The organism is Mesorhizobium sp. NZP2077 (assembly GCF_013170805.1).
Lineage (GTDB): Bacteria > Pseudomonadota > Alphaproteobacteria > Rhizobiales > Rhizobiaceae > Mesorhizobium.
Map to the genome: position 1 here is coordinate 2,742,402 of NZ_CP051293.1, position 15,681 is coordinate 2,758,082.

Annotated in this window: 14 protein-coding genes and 1 pseudogene; 10 read left to right on the plus strand and 5 right to left on the minus strand. The window is 64.4% G+C overall.

Going from position 1 to position 15,681, the window contains the following annotated elements:
* Nucleotide 1: 1 nt before the first annotated feature.
* Both HGP13_RS13445 and HGP13_RS13450 read right to left on the minus strand, forming a co-directional pair.
* Nucleotides 2–1,540, minus strand: coding sequence for a trimethylamine methyltransferase family protein (locus tag HGP13_RS13445; protein WP_172225919.1), 1,539 nt, complete (start codon nt 1,538–1,540; stop codon nt 2–4).
* 8 nt (nt 1,541–1,548) lie between these two features.
* Entirely contained in the window at nt 1,549–3,651 is a 2,103-nt protein-coding gene (locus tag HGP13_RS13450; protein WP_172225922.1) for an FAD-dependent oxidoreductase, read from the minus strand.
* A 254-nt stretch (nt 3,652–3,905) separates the two neighbouring features.
* On the opposite strand from HGP13_RS13450, the gene HGP13_RS13455 reads away from it, so the two are divergent.
* From HGP13_RS13455 to HGP13_RS37860, 5 genes and pseudogenes are all read left to right on the plus strand, one after another.
* Complete coding sequence (locus HGP13_RS13455; RefSeq protein ID WP_210266359.1) at nt 3,906–4,196, plus strand: YciI family protein; 291 nt, start codon at nt 3,906–3,908, stop codon at nt 4,194–4,196.
* Between the two features lie 117 nt (nt 4,197–4,313).
* The gene (locus HGP13_RS13460; protein WP_172225925.1) at nt 4,314–5,375 is read left to right on the plus strand and encodes a maleylacetate reductase; all 1,062 of its coding nucleotides are present in this window, start codon (nt 4,314–4,316) and stop codon (nt 5,373–5,375) included.
* A 29-nt stretch (nt 5,376–5,404) separates the two neighbouring features.
* The gene (locus HGP13_RS13465; RefSeq protein ID WP_246707354.1) at nt 5,405–6,331 is read left to right on the plus strand and encodes an intradiol ring-cleavage dioxygenase; all 927 of its coding nucleotides are present in this window, start codon (nt 5,405–5,407) and stop codon (nt 6,329–6,331) included.
* Between the two features lie 10 nt (nt 6,332–6,341).
* Entirely contained in the window at nt 6,342–7,838 is a 1,497-nt protein-coding gene (locus HGP13_RS13470) for an aldehyde dehydrogenase family protein (protein WP_172225928.1), read from the plus strand.
* A pseudogene (locus tag HGP13_RS37860) lies at nt 7,801–8,008 on the plus strand (hypothetical protein). The gene HGP13_RS13470 and the pseudogene HGP13_RS37860 overlap by 38 nt, the downstream one beginning before the upstream one ends.
* Nucleotides 8,009–8,132: 124 nt before the next feature.
* Here the strand turns inward: HGP13_RS37860 and HGP13_RS13475 are convergent.
* Complete coding sequence (locus HGP13_RS13475; protein WP_172225931.1) at nt 8,133–9,230, minus strand: CaiB/BaiF CoA-transferase family protein; 1,098 nt, start codon at nt 9,228–9,230, stop codon at nt 8,133–8,135.
* A gap of 104 nt (nt 9,231–9,334) precedes the next feature.
* Here HGP13_RS13475 and HGP13_RS13480 point away from each other — a divergent pair, with 104 nt between their 5' ends.
* Entirely contained in the window at nt 9,335–10,357 is a 1,023-nt protein-coding gene (locus HGP13_RS13480; RefSeq protein ID WP_172225934.1) for an LLM class flavin-dependent oxidoreductase, read from the plus strand.
* 53 nt (nt 10,358–10,410) lie between these two features.
* Nucleotides 10,411–11,058: a ThuA domain-containing protein gene (locus tag HGP13_RS13485; protein WP_172225937.1), complete on the plus strand. Its 648-nt coding sequence runs from the start codon at nt 10,411–10,413 to the stop codon at nt 11,056–11,058.
* 152 nt (nt 11,059–11,210) lie between these two features.
* On the opposite strand, the gene HGP13_RS13490 is transcribed toward HGP13_RS13485, so the two are convergent.
* Nucleotides 11,211–13,235, minus strand: coding sequence for an amidase (locus tag HGP13_RS13490; RefSeq protein WP_172225940.1), 2,025 nt, complete (start codon nt 13,233–13,235; stop codon nt 11,211–11,213).
* A 386-nt stretch (nt 13,236–13,621) separates the two neighbouring features.
* Between HGP13_RS13490 and HGP13_RS13495 the strand changes: the two genes are divergently transcribed.
* Entirely contained in the window at nt 13,622–13,861 is a 240-nt protein-coding gene (locus HGP13_RS13495; RefSeq protein WP_172225943.1) for a hypothetical protein, read from the plus strand.
* Nucleotides 13,862–13,940: 79 nt separating this feature from the next.
* Nucleotides 13,941–14,141, plus strand: coding sequence for a hypothetical protein (locus HGP13_RS13500; RefSeq protein ID WP_172225945.1), 201 nt, complete (start codon nt 13,941–13,943; stop codon nt 14,139–14,141).
* 73 nt (nt 14,142–14,214) lie between these two features.
* On the opposite strand, the gene HGP13_RS13505 is transcribed toward HGP13_RS13500, so the two are convergent.
* On the minus strand, nt 14,215–15,441 hold the full coding sequence (locus tag HGP13_RS13505) for an alpha-D-ribose 1-methylphosphonate 5-triphosphate diphosphatase (protein WP_172225948.1): 1,227 nt from the start codon (nt 15,439–15,441) through the stop codon (nt 14,215–14,217).
* Here HGP13_RS13505 and HGP13_RS13510 point away from each other — a divergent pair.
* Nucleotides 15,440–15,634 carry a hypothetical protein gene (locus HGP13_RS13510; protein WP_172225951.1) on the plus strand — a complete coding sequence of 65 codons (195 nt, stop codon included), beginning with the start codon at nt 15,440–15,442 and terminating at the stop codon, nt 15,632–15,634. The genes HGP13_RS13505 and HGP13_RS13510 overlap by 2 nt on opposite strands.
* Nucleotides 15,635–15,681: the final 47 nt, after the last annotated feature.

Here is a 15,681-nt window from a genome sequence, read left to right on the forward strand (position 1 = left end):
CTCAATTCAGCGGCGAACCACCCTCGCGTTTCCGCCGCTCCATATAGTCGCGCAGCGCCTCGTCGATGCCGGGGTCGATCGGCGGCTGTTCGTATTCGGCGACCATGCGCTTCCACACGACATTGGCGCGCTCGCGCGCGGTGATCTGGCCGCGCTCCATCCAGGTGTCGTAATTGTCCCAGTTGGACACCATCGGCGAATAGAAGGCGCGCTCGTAGCGTTGCATCGTGTGTGCCGCGCCGAAGAAATGTCCGGCCGGGCCGACCTCTCGCACCGCTTCCAGCGCCAGCGTGTCGATGTCGACCACCGGCGGGTCGAAATAGGCCGACATCATCTGCAGCATCTCGGCATCGATGACCAGTTTCTCGAACGATGCGGTCAGCCCACCGCCGAGCCAGCCTGCAGCGTGCAGCACCAGGTTGGCGCCGCCCATCAGGCAGCCCCACAACGACATGGCACTCTCATAGGCGGCCTGTGCGTCGACCGAATTGGCAGCGGTGACATTGCTGGAGCGGAACGGCACGCCGATCAGCCGGCACAGCTGCCCGGTAATCTGCGCGGCCTGCGTGTATTCGGGTGTGCCGAAGGCCGGCGCGCCGGTCTTCATGTCGACATTGGACGTGAAGCCGCCATACATCACCGGCACGCCGGGCCGCACGATCTGGGTCAGCACGATGCCGGCCAGCGCTTCGGCATGCTGCTGCGAGAGTGCGCCGGCCAGCGTCACCGGGCTCATCGCGCCGGCCAGCGTGAACGGCGTGATGACATTGACCTGGCCATGCTCGGCCAATGTGATCAACCCCTCCGCCATCGGCTCGTCGAGCTGCAGCGGCGAGTTGGTGTTGATGATGCCGGTGAAGACAGGCATCTCGCGGACCAGGTTCTCGCGCTTGGTGCCCAGCGAAATCGCCACCATTTCCAGCGCGTCGATGGCGCGACCCTGGCCAAGGGTTTGCGGCTGCCAGTTCTTGTCGAGCAAGGTGATCTCGGCATAGTAGAGGTCGAGATGGCGCGTGTTCTGGTGCAGGTCGAGCGGCTCGAACGGCCCGCCGCCTTCCTGATGCAGCACGTTGAACGACTGGATCAGCTTCAAATAATCGCACATCTCGGCATAGGTGCCGGGACGGCGTCCGCGATCATTGTCCATGACATAGGCCGGCCCACCGACCGAAGACAGGATGCAGTGCCGTCCGCCGACCTTGATGTTCTTTTCCGGATTGCGGGCGCGCAATTCGAAGGATGACGGCGCCATGGCGACGCGTTCCATCACCATGGCGCGGTCGAAGCGCACGCGCATCTCGCCTTCGTCGACATCGCAGCCGGCCGCGCGATAGAACTGCCGCGCCCGCGGCTGCAGCACGCGCATTCCAATCTCCTCGAGGATGGTGAGACCCATTTCGTGGATCGTCTGGACCTGGTCGGCCGACAGGATCTCGATCGGCGCATAGGGACGTGTCAGCTGCTTCCACGGCCGCTGCTCGATGCCGCTGATCTCGCGTTGCGGACGGCCGGGCCTGCGACGTGCAGCGATACGCTCCATAACCTCTCCTATTCAGCAGCTGTGCGCATATCGAAATCCGCCACCGCATCGACGATCGGCGTGTCGCGGCGGTAGGGCTTCACGCGGATTTCTGCACCGATCTCTTGCGCAAGCTTGTGGCCGCTGTGCACGGCATGGGCGATGGCGCCGGGCGCCAGCGCATCGCCGATGCGGTCGACACTTTTGATGCCGGCGGCGGTGAGCGCCTCCGCGCGTTCCGTCAGCGCCTCGTACAGCTCGTTGCGCGGCAAGCGCAGCCCGACGATCAGCACCGAGCGGCAGGCAATGTTGCTCTCCTCGCCGGTGAACAGATGCGCCAGCGTCGCGGTCTCACCGTCGAAGGATTTCAGGAGATGCAGCGTCGTCACCGGCACCTTGCGCCGCGCCAGCGCGCGATGCACCAGCGGCAGCTCATTGGTCATGATCGTCCAGGCCGACGCCTGGCCGGCGGGGGTGACGTAGCTGACCGGAATGCCTTGCGCGGCAAGATGCTCGGTCAGCACGCCGCCCATGTAGTAATTATCGAAATCGAAGACGAGTGTTGGCCCTTGCGGAAGCCGGCCGGCGGCGATGTCGTCGGGGGTGAACACTTCCGGGTGGTCGAGCCGGCCGACCGGAATCTCCATCGAGGAATAGAGCATGTTGGTCCAGCGCGCGCCGGTGGCCAGCACCACGCGGTCGGGCGCCAGATCGATGATCTCGTCCACGCCCAACGTACTCTCGGGGTAGAGCGAGACATTGCTCATTTCGCCGAGACGCCCAAGGCGGTAGTCGACGACGCGGTTCCAGGCCGACAGGCCGGGCAGGGTCTTTTCGAAGGCCAGCCGCCCGCCGAAGCTGCGGCCGGAGTCGGCAAGCGTTACCTCATGGCCGCGGCGGCCGAGCGTCAGCGCGCATTCCAGCCCGGCCGGCCCGCCGCCGACGATCAGGATGCGTTCTGGCGCATCAGTGCGCTCGACGCGTTCGGGATGCCAGCCGCGCCGCCATTCCTCGCCGGCGGTCGGGTTCTGCGTGCAGCGCACCGGTACGCCGTCATGCCAGCTCGAAATGCAGATGTTGCAGCCGATGCATTCGCGGATTTCGGCCTCGCGACCCTCGCGGATCTTGGCCGGCAGGAAGGGATCGGCGATCGAGGGCCGGGCGCCGCCGATGAAGTCGAGCACGCCGCGTTTGATCTGAGACACCATCGTGTCGGGCGAAGTGAAGCGGCCGACGCCGACCACCGGCTTTTTGGTCAGCGATTTGACGAAATCGATCACCGGCTCATGACTGCCTTCGCCGGTGAAGCGCGACGCCGAGCAGTCGGTCGGGCTGGAATCCATCTTGACGTCGAACAGGTCGGGCAGGTCGGCCAAAAGTTCGATCAGCTCATGCGCCTCGGAAGGCTGGTTGCGGCCGGGCCGGCCGCGCAGTTCCTCGATGCTGACGCGCAAGGCGACGCCGCAATCCTTGCCGACGGCCTCCTTGGTGACCTCGATCATCTCGCGCACGAAGCGCACGCGGTTCTCGATCGATCCGCCATATTCGTCGACGCGATGATTGTATTCCGGCAGCAGGAATTCGTAGCCGAGATAACCCATGCCGGCATAGACATAGACGACATCGAAGCCGGCCGTGCGCGCCTTGCGCGCCGCTTCGGCCTGGCATCTCAGCACCTCGCGGATGTCGGCCTTGTCCATGGTCTTCGGCCGCAAATTGCCCATGAAGCCAACATGGGTGGCCATCCATGGAATTCCCGACGGCGACAGTGGCGGCAGCCGGCTGGTCCGGTTCATCACCGACGCGCCGCCATGCCACAATTCCACGCCGGCCAGCGAGCCATGGCGGTGCACGGCCTCCGTCATCAGCGCATGGGCGCGGATGTCATTGTCGTCCCACAGCGTGGCGAAAGGCAGCGGTGCGTCGTCCGAGCTCGGATCGATCGAACAGGCGCCGGTGCAGATCACGCCCCAACCGCCTTCGGCCTTGGCCTCGCGAAAGGCTGCGCGCACACGTGGGAGCGCGTTGGTCATGCCGCTCGCATGCGGAACCTGATAGAAGCGGTTCGGCGCGGTGACCGGCCCGATCCGCATCGGCTCGAACAGGATTTCGTAGCGGGGATTGCAGGTCATCGGGGCTTCGCAAATACGCTTGTTGAACGATCGTACAACAAGCATATTCACTGATACTGCAGAACGCAATGGTGTTCACAACACGATCGTATTTGTCCAAATTGGACAGATATTGAAACCGGTCAGCCATATTTCGGGCTAGCTTCTGCTCGCCTGTCGTTCCTCGCCAGTCTCGAAGGCCGCTCGACCCCTTTGGGGAAGCGCTGCGTTCAGATCGCTGGCAACGGGCTGCCGGGCACTTTGGGAGGAATATCGTGACACTGTTTGCCGTCCACTGCCTGGACTATGCCGACGCCCTGCCCAGGCGCCTGGCCAATTATGACGCGCACAAGGCGCATCTTGCCCAGGGACAGGTCAAGACCGTCATCTCGGGTCCGCTGGTCGCCGGGGACGGCGAAACGATGATCGGCTCGCTCTTTGTGTTTTCCGCCGAAAAGATCGAGGATGTCAGGGCATTCAATGCCGCCGATCCCTTCAACGCGGCCAATGTCTGGCAGTCGGTCAGCATCAATCCGTTCCTGATGCGCGTCGACAACCGGAGCTAGAGCAATTCACCGTTTCACGGAAACGGCGAACTGCTCTAACTATTTGTTTTGACGCAATTCCTGTGGGAAAACCGTTTCACATTTTTCCTGGAATTGCTCTAGGCTCGAGGCGAATTCATGGAATCCTTCGTCTATAACGCCCAGCCGGCTCGTGTCATTTTCGGATCCGGCACCATCAAGCAGCTGCCCGCGGAACTCGATCGGCTGGGTTTGAAACGGGTCGCCGTGCTGGCAACACCGCCGCAGGAGCTGGAAGCGCGACGCCTTGTCGAACAGCTCGGCTGCCGCGCCGCCGGCGCCTACGCGCGCGCAACGATGCACACGCCGGTGGAGATCACCGAGGACGCGCTGCGCGTCATCCTGGACCTCAAGGCCGACGGGCTCGTTGCCGTGGGCGGCGGCTCGACCACGGGCCTGGCCAAGGCCATTGCGCTACGTACCGACCTGCCGCAGATCGTGGTGCCGACCACCTATGCCGGCTCGGAAATGACGCCGATCCTCGGCGAGACCAGGGATGGGGTGAAAGTTACCCAATCGAGCCCGAAGGTGCTGCCGGAGGTGGTGATCTACGATATCGACCTTACTCTGTCGCTGCCCGCTGCCATGTCCGGCACCAGCGGGCTCAATGCGATCGCGCATGCGGTCGAGGCGCTTTATGCACGCGAGCGCAACCCGGTGATCAGCCTGATGGCGACAGAAGCGATCGGCGCGCTTGCCGCCGCTCTGCCAGCCATCGCTGTCGATCCCGGGGACCGGGAAGCGCGCGCGAAGGCGCTGTACGGCGCCTGGCTTTGCGGCATCTGCCTCGGCTCGGTGGGCATGGCGCTGCATCACAAGCTTTGCCACACGCTCGGCGGCAGCTTCGACCTGCCGCATGCCGAAACGCATGCGATCGTGCTTCCGCATGCGCTTGCCTACAACGCGCCGGCGGTGCCCGATGTGATGCGCAAGCTTGCAGAGGTGCTCGGCACGGACGACCCGGCCATGGCGCTCTACGATCTCGCCAGAAGGGTCGGCGCACGCCGCGCGCTTGCCGACATCGGCATGCCGCAAAGCGGCATCGAGCTTGCGACGGACAGGGCGCTGTCCAACCCTTACTGGAACCCGCGCCCGCTGGAGCGCGAAGCGATCAAGGGCCTGATCGCCCGGGCCTATGCCGGGCAACGGCCGCGCCCCTGAGGCGCGGCGACATCTGGAGGAGGATCATCTTGGGCAAAGTCGAGGCCAGGCGCGCTGGGCCGCCGAAATATCCATATTTCGAGGAGGAAACCTCGGTCGATGTCGTCAATGCGCGCATGGGGCCCGACGTCGATCCGCGCCTGCGCGAGGTGATGAGCGTGCTGGTCAAGCATCTGCACGCCGCCATCAAGGAAATCGAGCCCACGCATGAGGAATGGCTCAAGGGCATCACCTTCCTGACCGAAGTCGGCCAGATGTGTTCGGACTGGCGGCAGGAATTCATCCTTTTGTCCGACACGCTTGGCGTGTCGATGCTGGTCGACGCCATCAATCACCGGCGGCCGAACGGTGCGACGGAAAACACCATCCTGGGACCGTTCTACGTGCCGCAGGCGCCGCGCTACGAGCACGGCGCGAATATCTGCCTGGACGGGAAGGGTGAGCCGCTGGTGGTGCGCGGACGCGTGGTGGACACCGAAGGCAAACCGGTGGCGGGTGCGCTGATCGACGTCTGGCAGACCAATGACGACGGCTTCTACGACGTCCAGCAGAAAGGGCTGCAGCCGGACTGGAACCTGCGCGGCGTGTTCACCAGCGGCGAGAACGGCGACTACTGGTACCGGGCCGTCAAACCGCGCTACTACCCGATCCCGGGAGACGGCCCCGTGGGCAAGATGCTCGGCGCACTCGGACGCCATCCCAACCGGGCCGCCCATATCCATTTCATCATCAGCGCACCGGGCTATGACCCGGTCATCACCCATATCTTCACGCCCGATTGCCAGTATCTCGCCGAAGACGCGGTCTTTGGCGTGAAGGATTCACTGGTCGCGGATTTCAAGGCGATCACCGACCCGACCAGCGCGGCGGAGCTAGGTTTCACATCTCCGTACTGGGCGGTGAATTGGGATTTCGTGCTGGCGCGCAAATCGGCGGACGCGGCCCGAGATTTGTGAGGAGGACGAGATGACGCTGAGCTTCGATCCGAGGGCGAAGGCCACGACCCTTTATCACGGCGAATTCCGGCCGATGTTCATCGGCGGCAAATGGGTCGCGGCGCAGTCCGGCGAGGTGATGCGGGCGCTCAACCCGGCGACGGGCGAGGTGCTAGCCACCGTGCCACGCGGCGCGGCGGCCGATGTCGATGCGGCGGTGGCCGCCGCGCGCGCTGCCTTCGAAGGGCCGTGGTCGAAATCCTCGCCCTATGAGCGGCAATGCGTGCTTTTGCGGATCGCTGATCTGTTCGAGGCGCATTGGGAAGAGCTTAGCGTTTCCGACACGCTCGACATGGGCCTGCCGATCACGCGCACGCTGGCCAACCGGCGCCGAGTCATCGGCATGCTGCGTTTCTATGCCGGCATGGCGACGGCGCTGCATGGCGAGGCGATCGACAATTCCATTCCGGGTGAGATCGTCAGTTTCACCCGCCGTGAGCCGGTCGGCGTCGTCGGGGCGATCATTCCCTGGAATGCGCCGACCGCTGCCTCGATCTGGAAGATTGCGCCGGCACTCGCCACCGGCTGCACCGTCGTGCTGAAGCCGTCGGAGGATGCCTCGCTGACGCCGCTGCTGATCGCGCGTCTGATGCAGGAAGCGGGCGTGCCTGATGGCGTCGTCAACATCGTCACCGGCACTGGCGCCGAGGCCGGCGCGCGGCTCGCCGAACATCCCGACGTCAACAAGATCGTCTTCACCGGCTCGACGCTTACCGGGCAAGCGATCGCGCGGGCGGGCGTGACCAACCTCAAGCGCGTTTCGCTCGAGCTTGGCGGCAAGTCGCCTGTTATCGTCTGCCGCGACGCCGACATCGACAAGGCGGTTCCGGTCGCGGCGATGGCGGTGTTCGTGCATTCGGGCCAGATCTGCATCGCCGGCTCGCGCCTGTTCGTGGCGCGCGAAATCCACGACGAGTTCGTGCGCCGGGTCGCCGAATTCGCCGGCAAATTGCGCATCGGCCATGGCATCGAGGCGGAGACCGAAATCGGACCACTGATCAATGCCAGGCAGGCCGGCAAGGTGGAGGGCTACATCAAGGCCGGCAGCGACGAAGGCGCGGAACTGGTCACTGGGGGATCACGGCTGACGGGTGCACTTTATGACGGCGGCAACTTCATCGCGCCGACCGTCTTCGGCGCGGTGTCGGACAAGATGACCATCGCGCGGGAAGAGATTTTTGGCCCGGTGATTTCGGCGATGCCGTTCGACACGCTCGACGAGGCGGTGGCGCGCGCCAATGCGACACCTTATGGCCTGGCGGCCGGCATCTTCACAACGCATCTGGGCACCGCGCACAAGCTGGCGCGCCGCATCAAGGCGGGCTCCGTCTGGGTCAACATGTACCATGCCATCGATCCGGCGGTGCCGTTCGGCGGCATGAAGATGTCCGGCTACGGTCGCGAGGGCGGCATCGAGCATCTGCACGAATATCTGGAGACGAAGTCGGTCTGGATCCAGACCGACTGATGTTCAGGTGAGGCCGGCCTACGTTCCCGCCTAGGACGACCTCTTCGGCTTCCTGTTCGGCGGTCCGCGCTATTATGTTCACGACGGCGGCAGGCGCCTGTTCCTACAACCGGGTGGGGCCGGACGCGAATGCGATAAACAAGATCAACGACCACCATTGCGGGAAATAGCGGCGACTTGCGGCACTCGTCCAGGGAATGAGGTCGGCGCGCTGCGGTCCGAATCGACCGCATGCCGGTGTCGGCAAATTTCCGGGAGCCGATGGTGATTTCCAAAGCAGATAACTATACAATTTCAATGGCTTGCTTGTGGATCCGCCAGTTCGTCGCGAATCTCCGCGCCATGTTCGTCGCGTGCCGGACTTTTCGCAGGCATCCTTTGCGCCCATCCGGAAAAGCGTGGAGCCGCGGCAGCCTGCAAGATGCCGTCCACCGTCAGCCACGAGCCGCGCGCGGCCATGTGTGGATGCAGTGCCGCCTGCCGTGGATTGAGCACGGGGGCGACGCAAGCGTCCGAGCCCTCGAATAGGCGGGTCCACTCGTCGCGGGTTTTGGCGGCAAAGATCGCCGCCAGCCGGCTGCCGAGCCGCGGCCAGAGATCGCGATCGAATTGGTTGGCGAATTGCGGATCGGCGGCAAGGCCAAGGCGGTCGAGGAAGAGCGCATAGAATTTAGGCTCGATGCACTGGACGCTGATGAAACCGCTATCGGATGTGCGGTAGACACGGCACCAATGCGGCCCGTCGAGAAGGCTGGTGCCCCGCTCGGCCGAGAGGCCGCCGATTTGGCCGAGCACCATCAACAGGTTCATCATGTGGGCCGAGCCGTCGACGATCGCCGCGTCGACCACGGTGCCTTCACCGCTTGCACGCGCGTTGATGATGCCGGCGAGCATGCCGATCACCAGATAGAGCGCGCCGCCGCCTATGTCGCCGACCAGCGTCGGCGGCGCCATGGGCGGCTCGCCCGGCAAGGAGGCGTACCAGAGCGCGCCCGACACGCCGATATAGTTCAGGTCGTGTCCGGCGGTGTGGGCGAGCGGACCGTCCTGACCCCAGCCGGTCATGCGGCCGTAGACCAGCCGCTTGTTGGCCGCGCGGCAGGCATCCGGACCGAGCCCGAGACGCTCCATGACGCCTGGCCGAAACCCTTCGATCAGCCCGTCCGCGGTGGCGATGAGGCGCATCAGCACGGCCACGTCGTCGGCATCCCTAAGGTCGAGCGCGATGGAGCGCTTGCCGCGATCGAGCAGCGAGCGTTCGGGGAGGCCCGGCACGGGCGCCTGCTTGCGGTGCACGACGATGACATCGGCGCCGAGATCGGCGAGCAGCATGCCGGCGAAGGGCGCCGGCCCCAGCGCCTCGACCTCGACGATGCAGGTCCCCTTCAGCATTCCACCCTCCACAGCGTTCGATCCCTGGGTATGCATAAGGCGACGGTGTGTAACCCCGCTCTTTTGGCATTGAAGCACGTGCCGCGCGCATATACTTGAGGGCGATGAAAAAAATCGGTTTCCTGTCATTCGGGCACTGGACGCCCTCGTCGCAATCGCAAGTGCGCTCCGCTTCGGACGCGTTGCTGCAGTCCATCGATCTCGCTATCGCGGCCGAGCAGCTCGGCGCGGATGGCGCCTATTTCCGCGTGCATCATTTTGCCCGCCAGCTCGCCTCGCCATTCCCGCTTTTGGCGGCCGTCGGCGCCAAGACCAGCCGCATCGAGATCGGCACGGCGGTCATCGACATGCGCTACGAGAACCCGCTCTACATGGCCGAGGATGCGGGGGCCGCCGACATCATCGCCGGCGGGCGCCTGCAACTTGGCATCAGCCGTGGCTCGCCCGAGCAGGTGATCGATGGCTGGCGCTATTTCGGCTACCAGCCGCAGGAAGGCAAAAGCGACGCCGACATGGCGCGGCATCATGCCGAGGTTTTCCTCGACACGCTGCGCGGCGAAGGCTTTGCCCAACCCAATCCGCGGCCGATGTTCCCCAACCCGCCCGGCCTGCTCAGGCTGGAGCCGCATTCGGAAGGCCTGCGCGAGCGCATCTGGTGGGGCGCCGCCACCAACGCGACCTCGGAATGGGCGGCCAAGCTCGGCATGAATTTGCAGAGCTCGACGCTCAAATTCGACGAGAGCGGCAAGCCTTTCCACATCCAGCAGGCCGAGCAGATCCGCATCTATCGCGAGGCCTGGAAGGCGGCCGGCCACAAGCGTGAGCCGCGCGTGTCGGTCAGCCGCAGCATCTTCGCGTTGGTCGACGACCGCGACCGTGCCTATTTCGGCCGTGGTAACGAGAGCCGCGACCAGATCGGCTTCATCGAGGAGAATACGCGCGCGATCTTCGGCCGCAGCTACGCAGCCGAGCCGGACGTGCTGATCAAGGAGCTGGCTCAAGACGAGGCGATCGCCGAGGCCGACACGCTGCTGCTCACCGTGCCCAACCAGCTCGGCGTCGACTATAACGCCCATGTCATCGAGGCGATCCTGACCCATGTCGCGCCGGCGCTGGGCTGGCGCTGACGGCGGCGCCGTGTAACCATCGATCGCGGCGGGCGATTCAGGAGGGTCACGGTATGGCGAAGAAGGCCCTGATTGCCTGGGGCGGCTGGGAAGGCCACACGCCCGAGCGCAGCGCCAATGTCATCCGCAAGCTGCTTGAGCGCAACGGGCTTGATGTCACGCTGGGTGAAGGCACGGCGCTGTTCGCCGATCCGGAGTTGTCGTCCTTCGATCTCATCGTGCCTGTCATCACCATGTCGACGATCGAAAAGGCCGAGCTGCAGAACCTGACGCATGCGGTTCGCGAGGGAAGCGGGCTCGGCGGCTTCCACGGCACGATGGGCGACAGTTTTCGCAACGAGCCCGACTATCAGTTCATGACCGGCGGCCAATGGGTCGCGCATCCCGGCAACATCATCGACTATCGCGTGGTGATCACACAACCGGACGACCCGATCACCAGAGGTGTCAGCGACTTCGCCTACCGGTCTGAGCAGTATTACATGCATGTCGACCCGAGCAACGAGGTGCTGGCGACGACGACTTTCACCGACGCGCATTTCCCCGGTATTGGCGGGGTCGTCATGCCAGTGGTCTGGAAGCGGCGGTATGGCGCGGGCAGGGTCTTTTACAGTTCGCTTGGGCACACGGCGGATGAGTTCGCGGTGCCCGAGATGGCGCTGATTGTGGAGCGCGGTTTGCTTTGGGCGGCGAGGGGGTAGCAGCGAGGGCGGCTTCCCACGACTTCGTCATCAACTCTGAGGAATGGTGGCGTCTCTGAGCCTAGCGTTCAGGGTGACGACGATCTTCCGCATGACTGCCGCGATGGCCACCATTCCTCAGAGTTGATGACGAAAGGAGGGAGGCCGCAATCTCACCCAATCCCACCCGTAACCACATAGGCACCGGCCGTACATCCATTCTCCAGCCGTACCACCGCCGTCACGATCGAGCCATACGAAACGCGCCAGACGCTGTGGAACCGCCTATGTTCAGCGGCCGGAACGAGGGCGCCCCCGCTGACGCGCGCGCCGCTTCGCTGCATTTCGACGGCCTCTCCGTTGATATGAACCTTGATGCTGGCGTTCTGCGCCTCTGCGCCGCCGGGCAGGTCGAGCGTGATGGTGATCTCGTCCTGATCGCCGGAAGCCCGCGTCTCGGCGGCAAGCGCGATTGCCAGCGGTGCCGACTTGCCATTGCCAGCCTGGCTTGACCGACCTGAAAACACATCATCCACCAGTTCAGGCGTGCGCGGCGGGCGAGTGCGGCGCTGTGTGGCGCGTTCGTAGTCGCCGGCCATGCGCAGCAGCCTTTCGTCGTCATAGGCCTTGCCGGCGAAGGTCAGGCCGACCGGCATGCCGATGTCGGCCATGGTGCCCATCGGCACGGTGACGGTCGGGATGCCGAAATGGCGCCAGACCAGATTGCCGTTGGCCACCCAGGTGCCGTTGCGCCAGGCGAGCGCCGCCGACGCCTCGTTGATGTCGGCATCGGCCGGCCCGACATCGGCGGCGGCGGGCAGCACCACGGCGTCGAGCCCATTGGCGTCGAGCCAGTCCTCGAAATCGATCCGCCTTGTCGATTCCAGCCCTTTCACACCCTCTTCAATCGTCGGAATATCCCTGAAGGGTGTGACGCCGGATTTCGCGCGTTCGACATACTCCGCCAGGTCGAAGCCGCCCTCATAGCGGTCGGGCAGCGTGCCTGGCGGCTGCGGGAAGATTTTCGGGCCATCGACCGAGGCGAGATCGGGCAGAGCAGGGTCGGCATTGGCGCCCAAAAAGTCGTCCCAGCCCCAGATGCAGAGATCCCAGAGTTCGCGGTCGGCGAACTCTTTCGGCACCAGACCGCGCTCGGCCATGGTGCGCGCGCCGGGGCGGTCACGCTCGCAGTTGGAGACGACGGGGAAATCCACCTCCACCACTTCGGCGCCAAGCCCTCTGAGATCGGCCGCCGCCTGCTCCCACAGGGCAAGCACGGAGGCACGGGTTTCGATCGGCCGGTCGGCGTCGGTGTCTCTGCCGATATACATTCTGGGCACGCCGAGCCGCTTGCCCTTCAGGGAACCCGCAAACGCGAGATCGCGATAACGTGGGGGCCGTATCTCTGAGCTTTTTGGCAACGTGACCCAGGGCTGCGCGCGCCAGAAATCGCCTCGCGTTTCGGGATCATCGGCAACGATCACATCGAGCAGTTCGAGCATGTCGTGCATGGTCCGCGTGTGCGGCACCACGACATCCATGGTCGGCACCAGCGGCCAGTTGCCGCGCACGGAAATGACGCCGCGCGACGGCGTGTAAGCGACCAGAGCATTGTTGGTGGCCGGCGCGCGGCCGGACGACCAGGTTTCCTCGCCGAGCCCGAAGGCACAGAAGCTGGCCGCTGTCGCCGTGCCGGAGCCGTTCGAGGAACCGGATGCAAAGGCTGCGGTCAGATAGTCGGCATTGTAGGGGCTTTCGGCGCGGCCATAGACGCCGCGCTGCATGCCGCCATTGGCCATGGGCGGCATGTTGGTGAGGCCGATCAGCACGGCACCGCCGGCGCGCAGCCGGGCGATGGTGAAGGCGTCCTCATTGGCGACGAGATGCTCGAAGGCCGGCGAGCCGGCGGCGACCGTCAGGCCTTTGACCTTATAGCTGTCCTTGGCGGTGTAGGGGATGCCGTCGAGCGGCCCGAGCAGGGCGCCAGCTCGGCGCCGCTGATCGGAAGCGGCGGCCTCCTCGAACATGCCGGGATTGAGCACCGGGACGGCGTTGAGGCTGATGCCGTGGCGATCGAAATGCGCGATGCGCCTGAGATAGGCCGCGACCAGTTCGACGCTGGTGACGAGGCCGTCGTCCAGCCCGCGGCGCAGTTGGTCGATCGTCGCTTCGACGAGATGAAGGCTGGCATCGGTCATCACTGGTTCCAGGCTGTTGTTTCGACACCTTGGATGAGCGAGCTCGCCAGCTTCGGCAAGGGTCAATCGCGCGGTCGTCGTCAGCCTTTGCCGGAATGTTGCCGTGGCCGCCCCCCAGGCGCGGCTCAGGCGTCTGCGCAGGTCTGTTTCATGCGCTCGATGATCTGCGCGATCAGCGCCAGGTCGCGCCGCGAGCCGGCCAGGCCGGTCAGCGGTATGTGCCTTCGGGGATGTGATTTTCACGGTTCCGCCGCATGACATCGCACGGATGTCGGCCGTCGCCAGTGGCACACCCGTTCCATGGCGACAAAAAAAGCATCACCCGTTGCAACTTCTGGCGGGCGGTTTGCGTTAATGTTTTTCCAGGGAGGAATACGGGGTTTGCATTGGACCACTTTCAGATCCTGAACGAGCCGCCGGGCACATGTTTCATTTTCGAAACGGAGTTGCCGGCAATGGTGGAAGGCAGGACGCTTATCGGGCTTTACCGGCAAGAAGTGCCGCTGCCCCTGTGTTTGGCCACCGAAGTGGGCGGCAAGCCGTGGGCGCCGCCGCCGCTGTCATCGCTGAGCAACTGTCAGACAAATAATACAGATCCGACACATCAAAACGGCTTGCAAGCGTAAGCCAAGGCTCGCAGAAGTTGCGCAAAAAGCCTACCGCTGGAGAAAAACGCGTATCGTTATCCAGCATGAAAGGGGAATCATGCCTGACCAGAATGCTCTGATCCGAGCGGCCATCGGACGGCTGCTTTCCGAGAAAACCGGAATGGCGGTCATTTCCATGAGAGAGAGTATCACCGAGCTGCTGGCCATAACCGGTGCGACGATAGCCGTCGAAACCCTGCAGGACATGCTGCTGGAAATGGCCGAGATGCGCGGCATGATGGTCGCGCTCGACGTCTAAGCAGATCGCCGTTTCACGGAAACGATGAACCGATCTAACTCCCTGGTTTTGACGCAATTCCCAACGGAAAGCGCTACGCGCTTTCGCGGGAGGCAGTCGGCAGCCGTTCAGCCAGGGCGGGGGCAAGGCGCTCTACTTTCCCCGACAGGCTCAGCGTGCCGTCGCCATAGATCATGCGACCGGCGCGGAAGGTGGCGCGGACGCGTGGCACGGGATGGCGGTCGGCCGCCACAAGATCAGCCAGAAGCCCGGGCTCGATGGCGCCGCGATCGGTGAGCCCCAGGGCGTGGGCCGGGTTGGCGCTTGTCAGTGCCGCCGCCGCCGCCAGGCCATCGCCCCGCAGTTCCGCCAGACCGAGAACGGCCGGCAGGATCGAGGCCGGATGGTAGTCGCTGGCCAGCATGTCGAGCAGCCCGGCCTCATAGGCCTGGCGGGCGGAAAGATTGCCGGAATAGGATTCGCCGCGTAGCGCGTTTGGCGCGCCCATGGCGGTATGCATGCCCAGCCTGCGGGCTTCCTGTGCAGCTTCCAGGGTCACCGGGAATTCTGAGAGCGCGGCACCCAGGCCGTGGACCAGTTCCACCTTTTCCAGCGTGTCGTCGTCGTGCGAGGAAAGCACGATACCGGCGGCTTGCGCACGCGCCGACAGATCCTGTAGGGCGTTCAACACATCACCCTGGCCGTTACGGCCGGCCATGCGCTTGCCGACGACCTCGGATGCGTCCGCGACGGACATGCCGCGCTCCTTGGCGATGCGGGCGATGTAGAGTTCGACGTCGCGGTACTGTCCCTGGCCGGGCGTGTGGTCCATCAGCGAGATCAAATGCAGCCTGCCGTCATCCATCAGCTTCTGCAGCTTGGGAATTGCCGGCGTGAAGGTCACTTCGAAGCGGGCATGGATGCGGTGATCGACCAAAAGGTCGTCCTTCATGCCGGCAATGGTGTCGATGATCGCGGTCGTATGATCTTCCGAGCGCAGCACGCCGCTGGTGACGCTGGCGCCAATGAAGGAAAGCGCGGCATAGGCGGTGGTGACCCCGCAGGAGGCGAGCTTCTTGTCGAGTTCGGCAATGCCGATCGGCATCGGCACGTGGACGCCGATGCGCGGCTCGACTTCCCTCTCCACCATATCGCCATGCATGTCGATGAAGCCGGGCAGCAGCAGGCGGCCGCCCCCCTCGATGTCGGCGTGCTCGACAGGCTTGTCGCGGATTTCGGCGATCCGGCCGTTCTCGATCTTGATCGCGCCGTTCGGGATGACGCGGTCGCGCAGGACAATTTCGAATTCACTCAGCCACATGTCAGGTCTCTTGCAAGGAAGCGGTTTCAAGGTCGCGGTCGACAAGGCCGGCGACATCGTCGGGGTGATGAAAAACTGGAATCACGATGCGCCGGCTTGCCGCCGCATCGGTCGCGATCTGTCCGAGACATTGCGATGTTTTCTAGTTCACTCGAATGCCGGTTTCCATTTGATTTTTATGACATTTTCATGAAAGCGGGCCTCCCCGGAGCGGTTCACCGTTTCATGGAAACGGCGAAC

Bases quoted from the DNA above. Each gene is read 5' to 3' on its own strand.
- HGP13_RS13485 (WP_172225937.1), top strand. From the start codon at position 10,411: ATGGCGAAGAAGGCCCTGATTGCCTGGGGCGGCTGGGAAGGCCACACG.
- HGP13_RS13505 (WP_172225948.1), bottom strand. From the start codon at position 15,441: ATGTGGCTGAGTGAATTCGAAATTGTCCTGCGCGACCGCGTCATCCCG.
- HGP13_RS13490 (WP_172225940.1), bottom strand. From the start codon at position 13,235: ATGACCGATGCCAGCCTTCATCTCGTCGAAGCGACGATCGACCAACTG.
- HGP13_RS13475 (WP_172225931.1), bottom strand. From the start codon at position 9,230: ATGCTGAAGGGGACCTGCATCGTCGAGGTCGAGGCGCTGGGGCCGGCG.
- HGP13_RS13510 (WP_172225951.1), top strand. From the start codon at position 15,440: ATGTCAGGTCTCTTGCAAGGAAGCGGTTTCAAGGTCGCGGTCGACAAG.
- HGP13_RS13470 (WP_172225928.1), top strand. From the start codon at position 6,342: ATGACGCTGAGCTTCGATCCGAGGGCGAAGGCCACGACCCTTTATCAC.
- HGP13_RS13450 (WP_172225922.1), bottom strand. From the start codon at position 3,651: ATGACCTGCAATCCCCGCTACGAAATCCTGTTCGAGCCGATGCGGATC.
- HGP13_RS13500 (WP_172225945.1), top strand. From the start codon at position 13,941: ATGCCTGACCAGAATGCTCTGATCCGAGCGGCCATCGGACGGCTGCTT.
- HGP13_RS13445 (WP_172225919.1), bottom strand. From the start codon at position 1,540: ATGGAGCGTATCGCTGCACGTCGCAGGCCCGGCCGTCCGCAACGCGAG.
- HGP13_RS13460 (WP_172225925.1), top strand. From the start codon at position 4,314: ATGGAATCCTTCGTCTATAACGCCCAGCCGGCTCGTGTCATTTTCGGA.
- HGP13_RS13480 (WP_172225934.1), top strand. From the start codon at position 9,335: ATGAAAAAAATCGGTTTCCTGTCATTCGGGCACTGGACGCCCTCGTCG.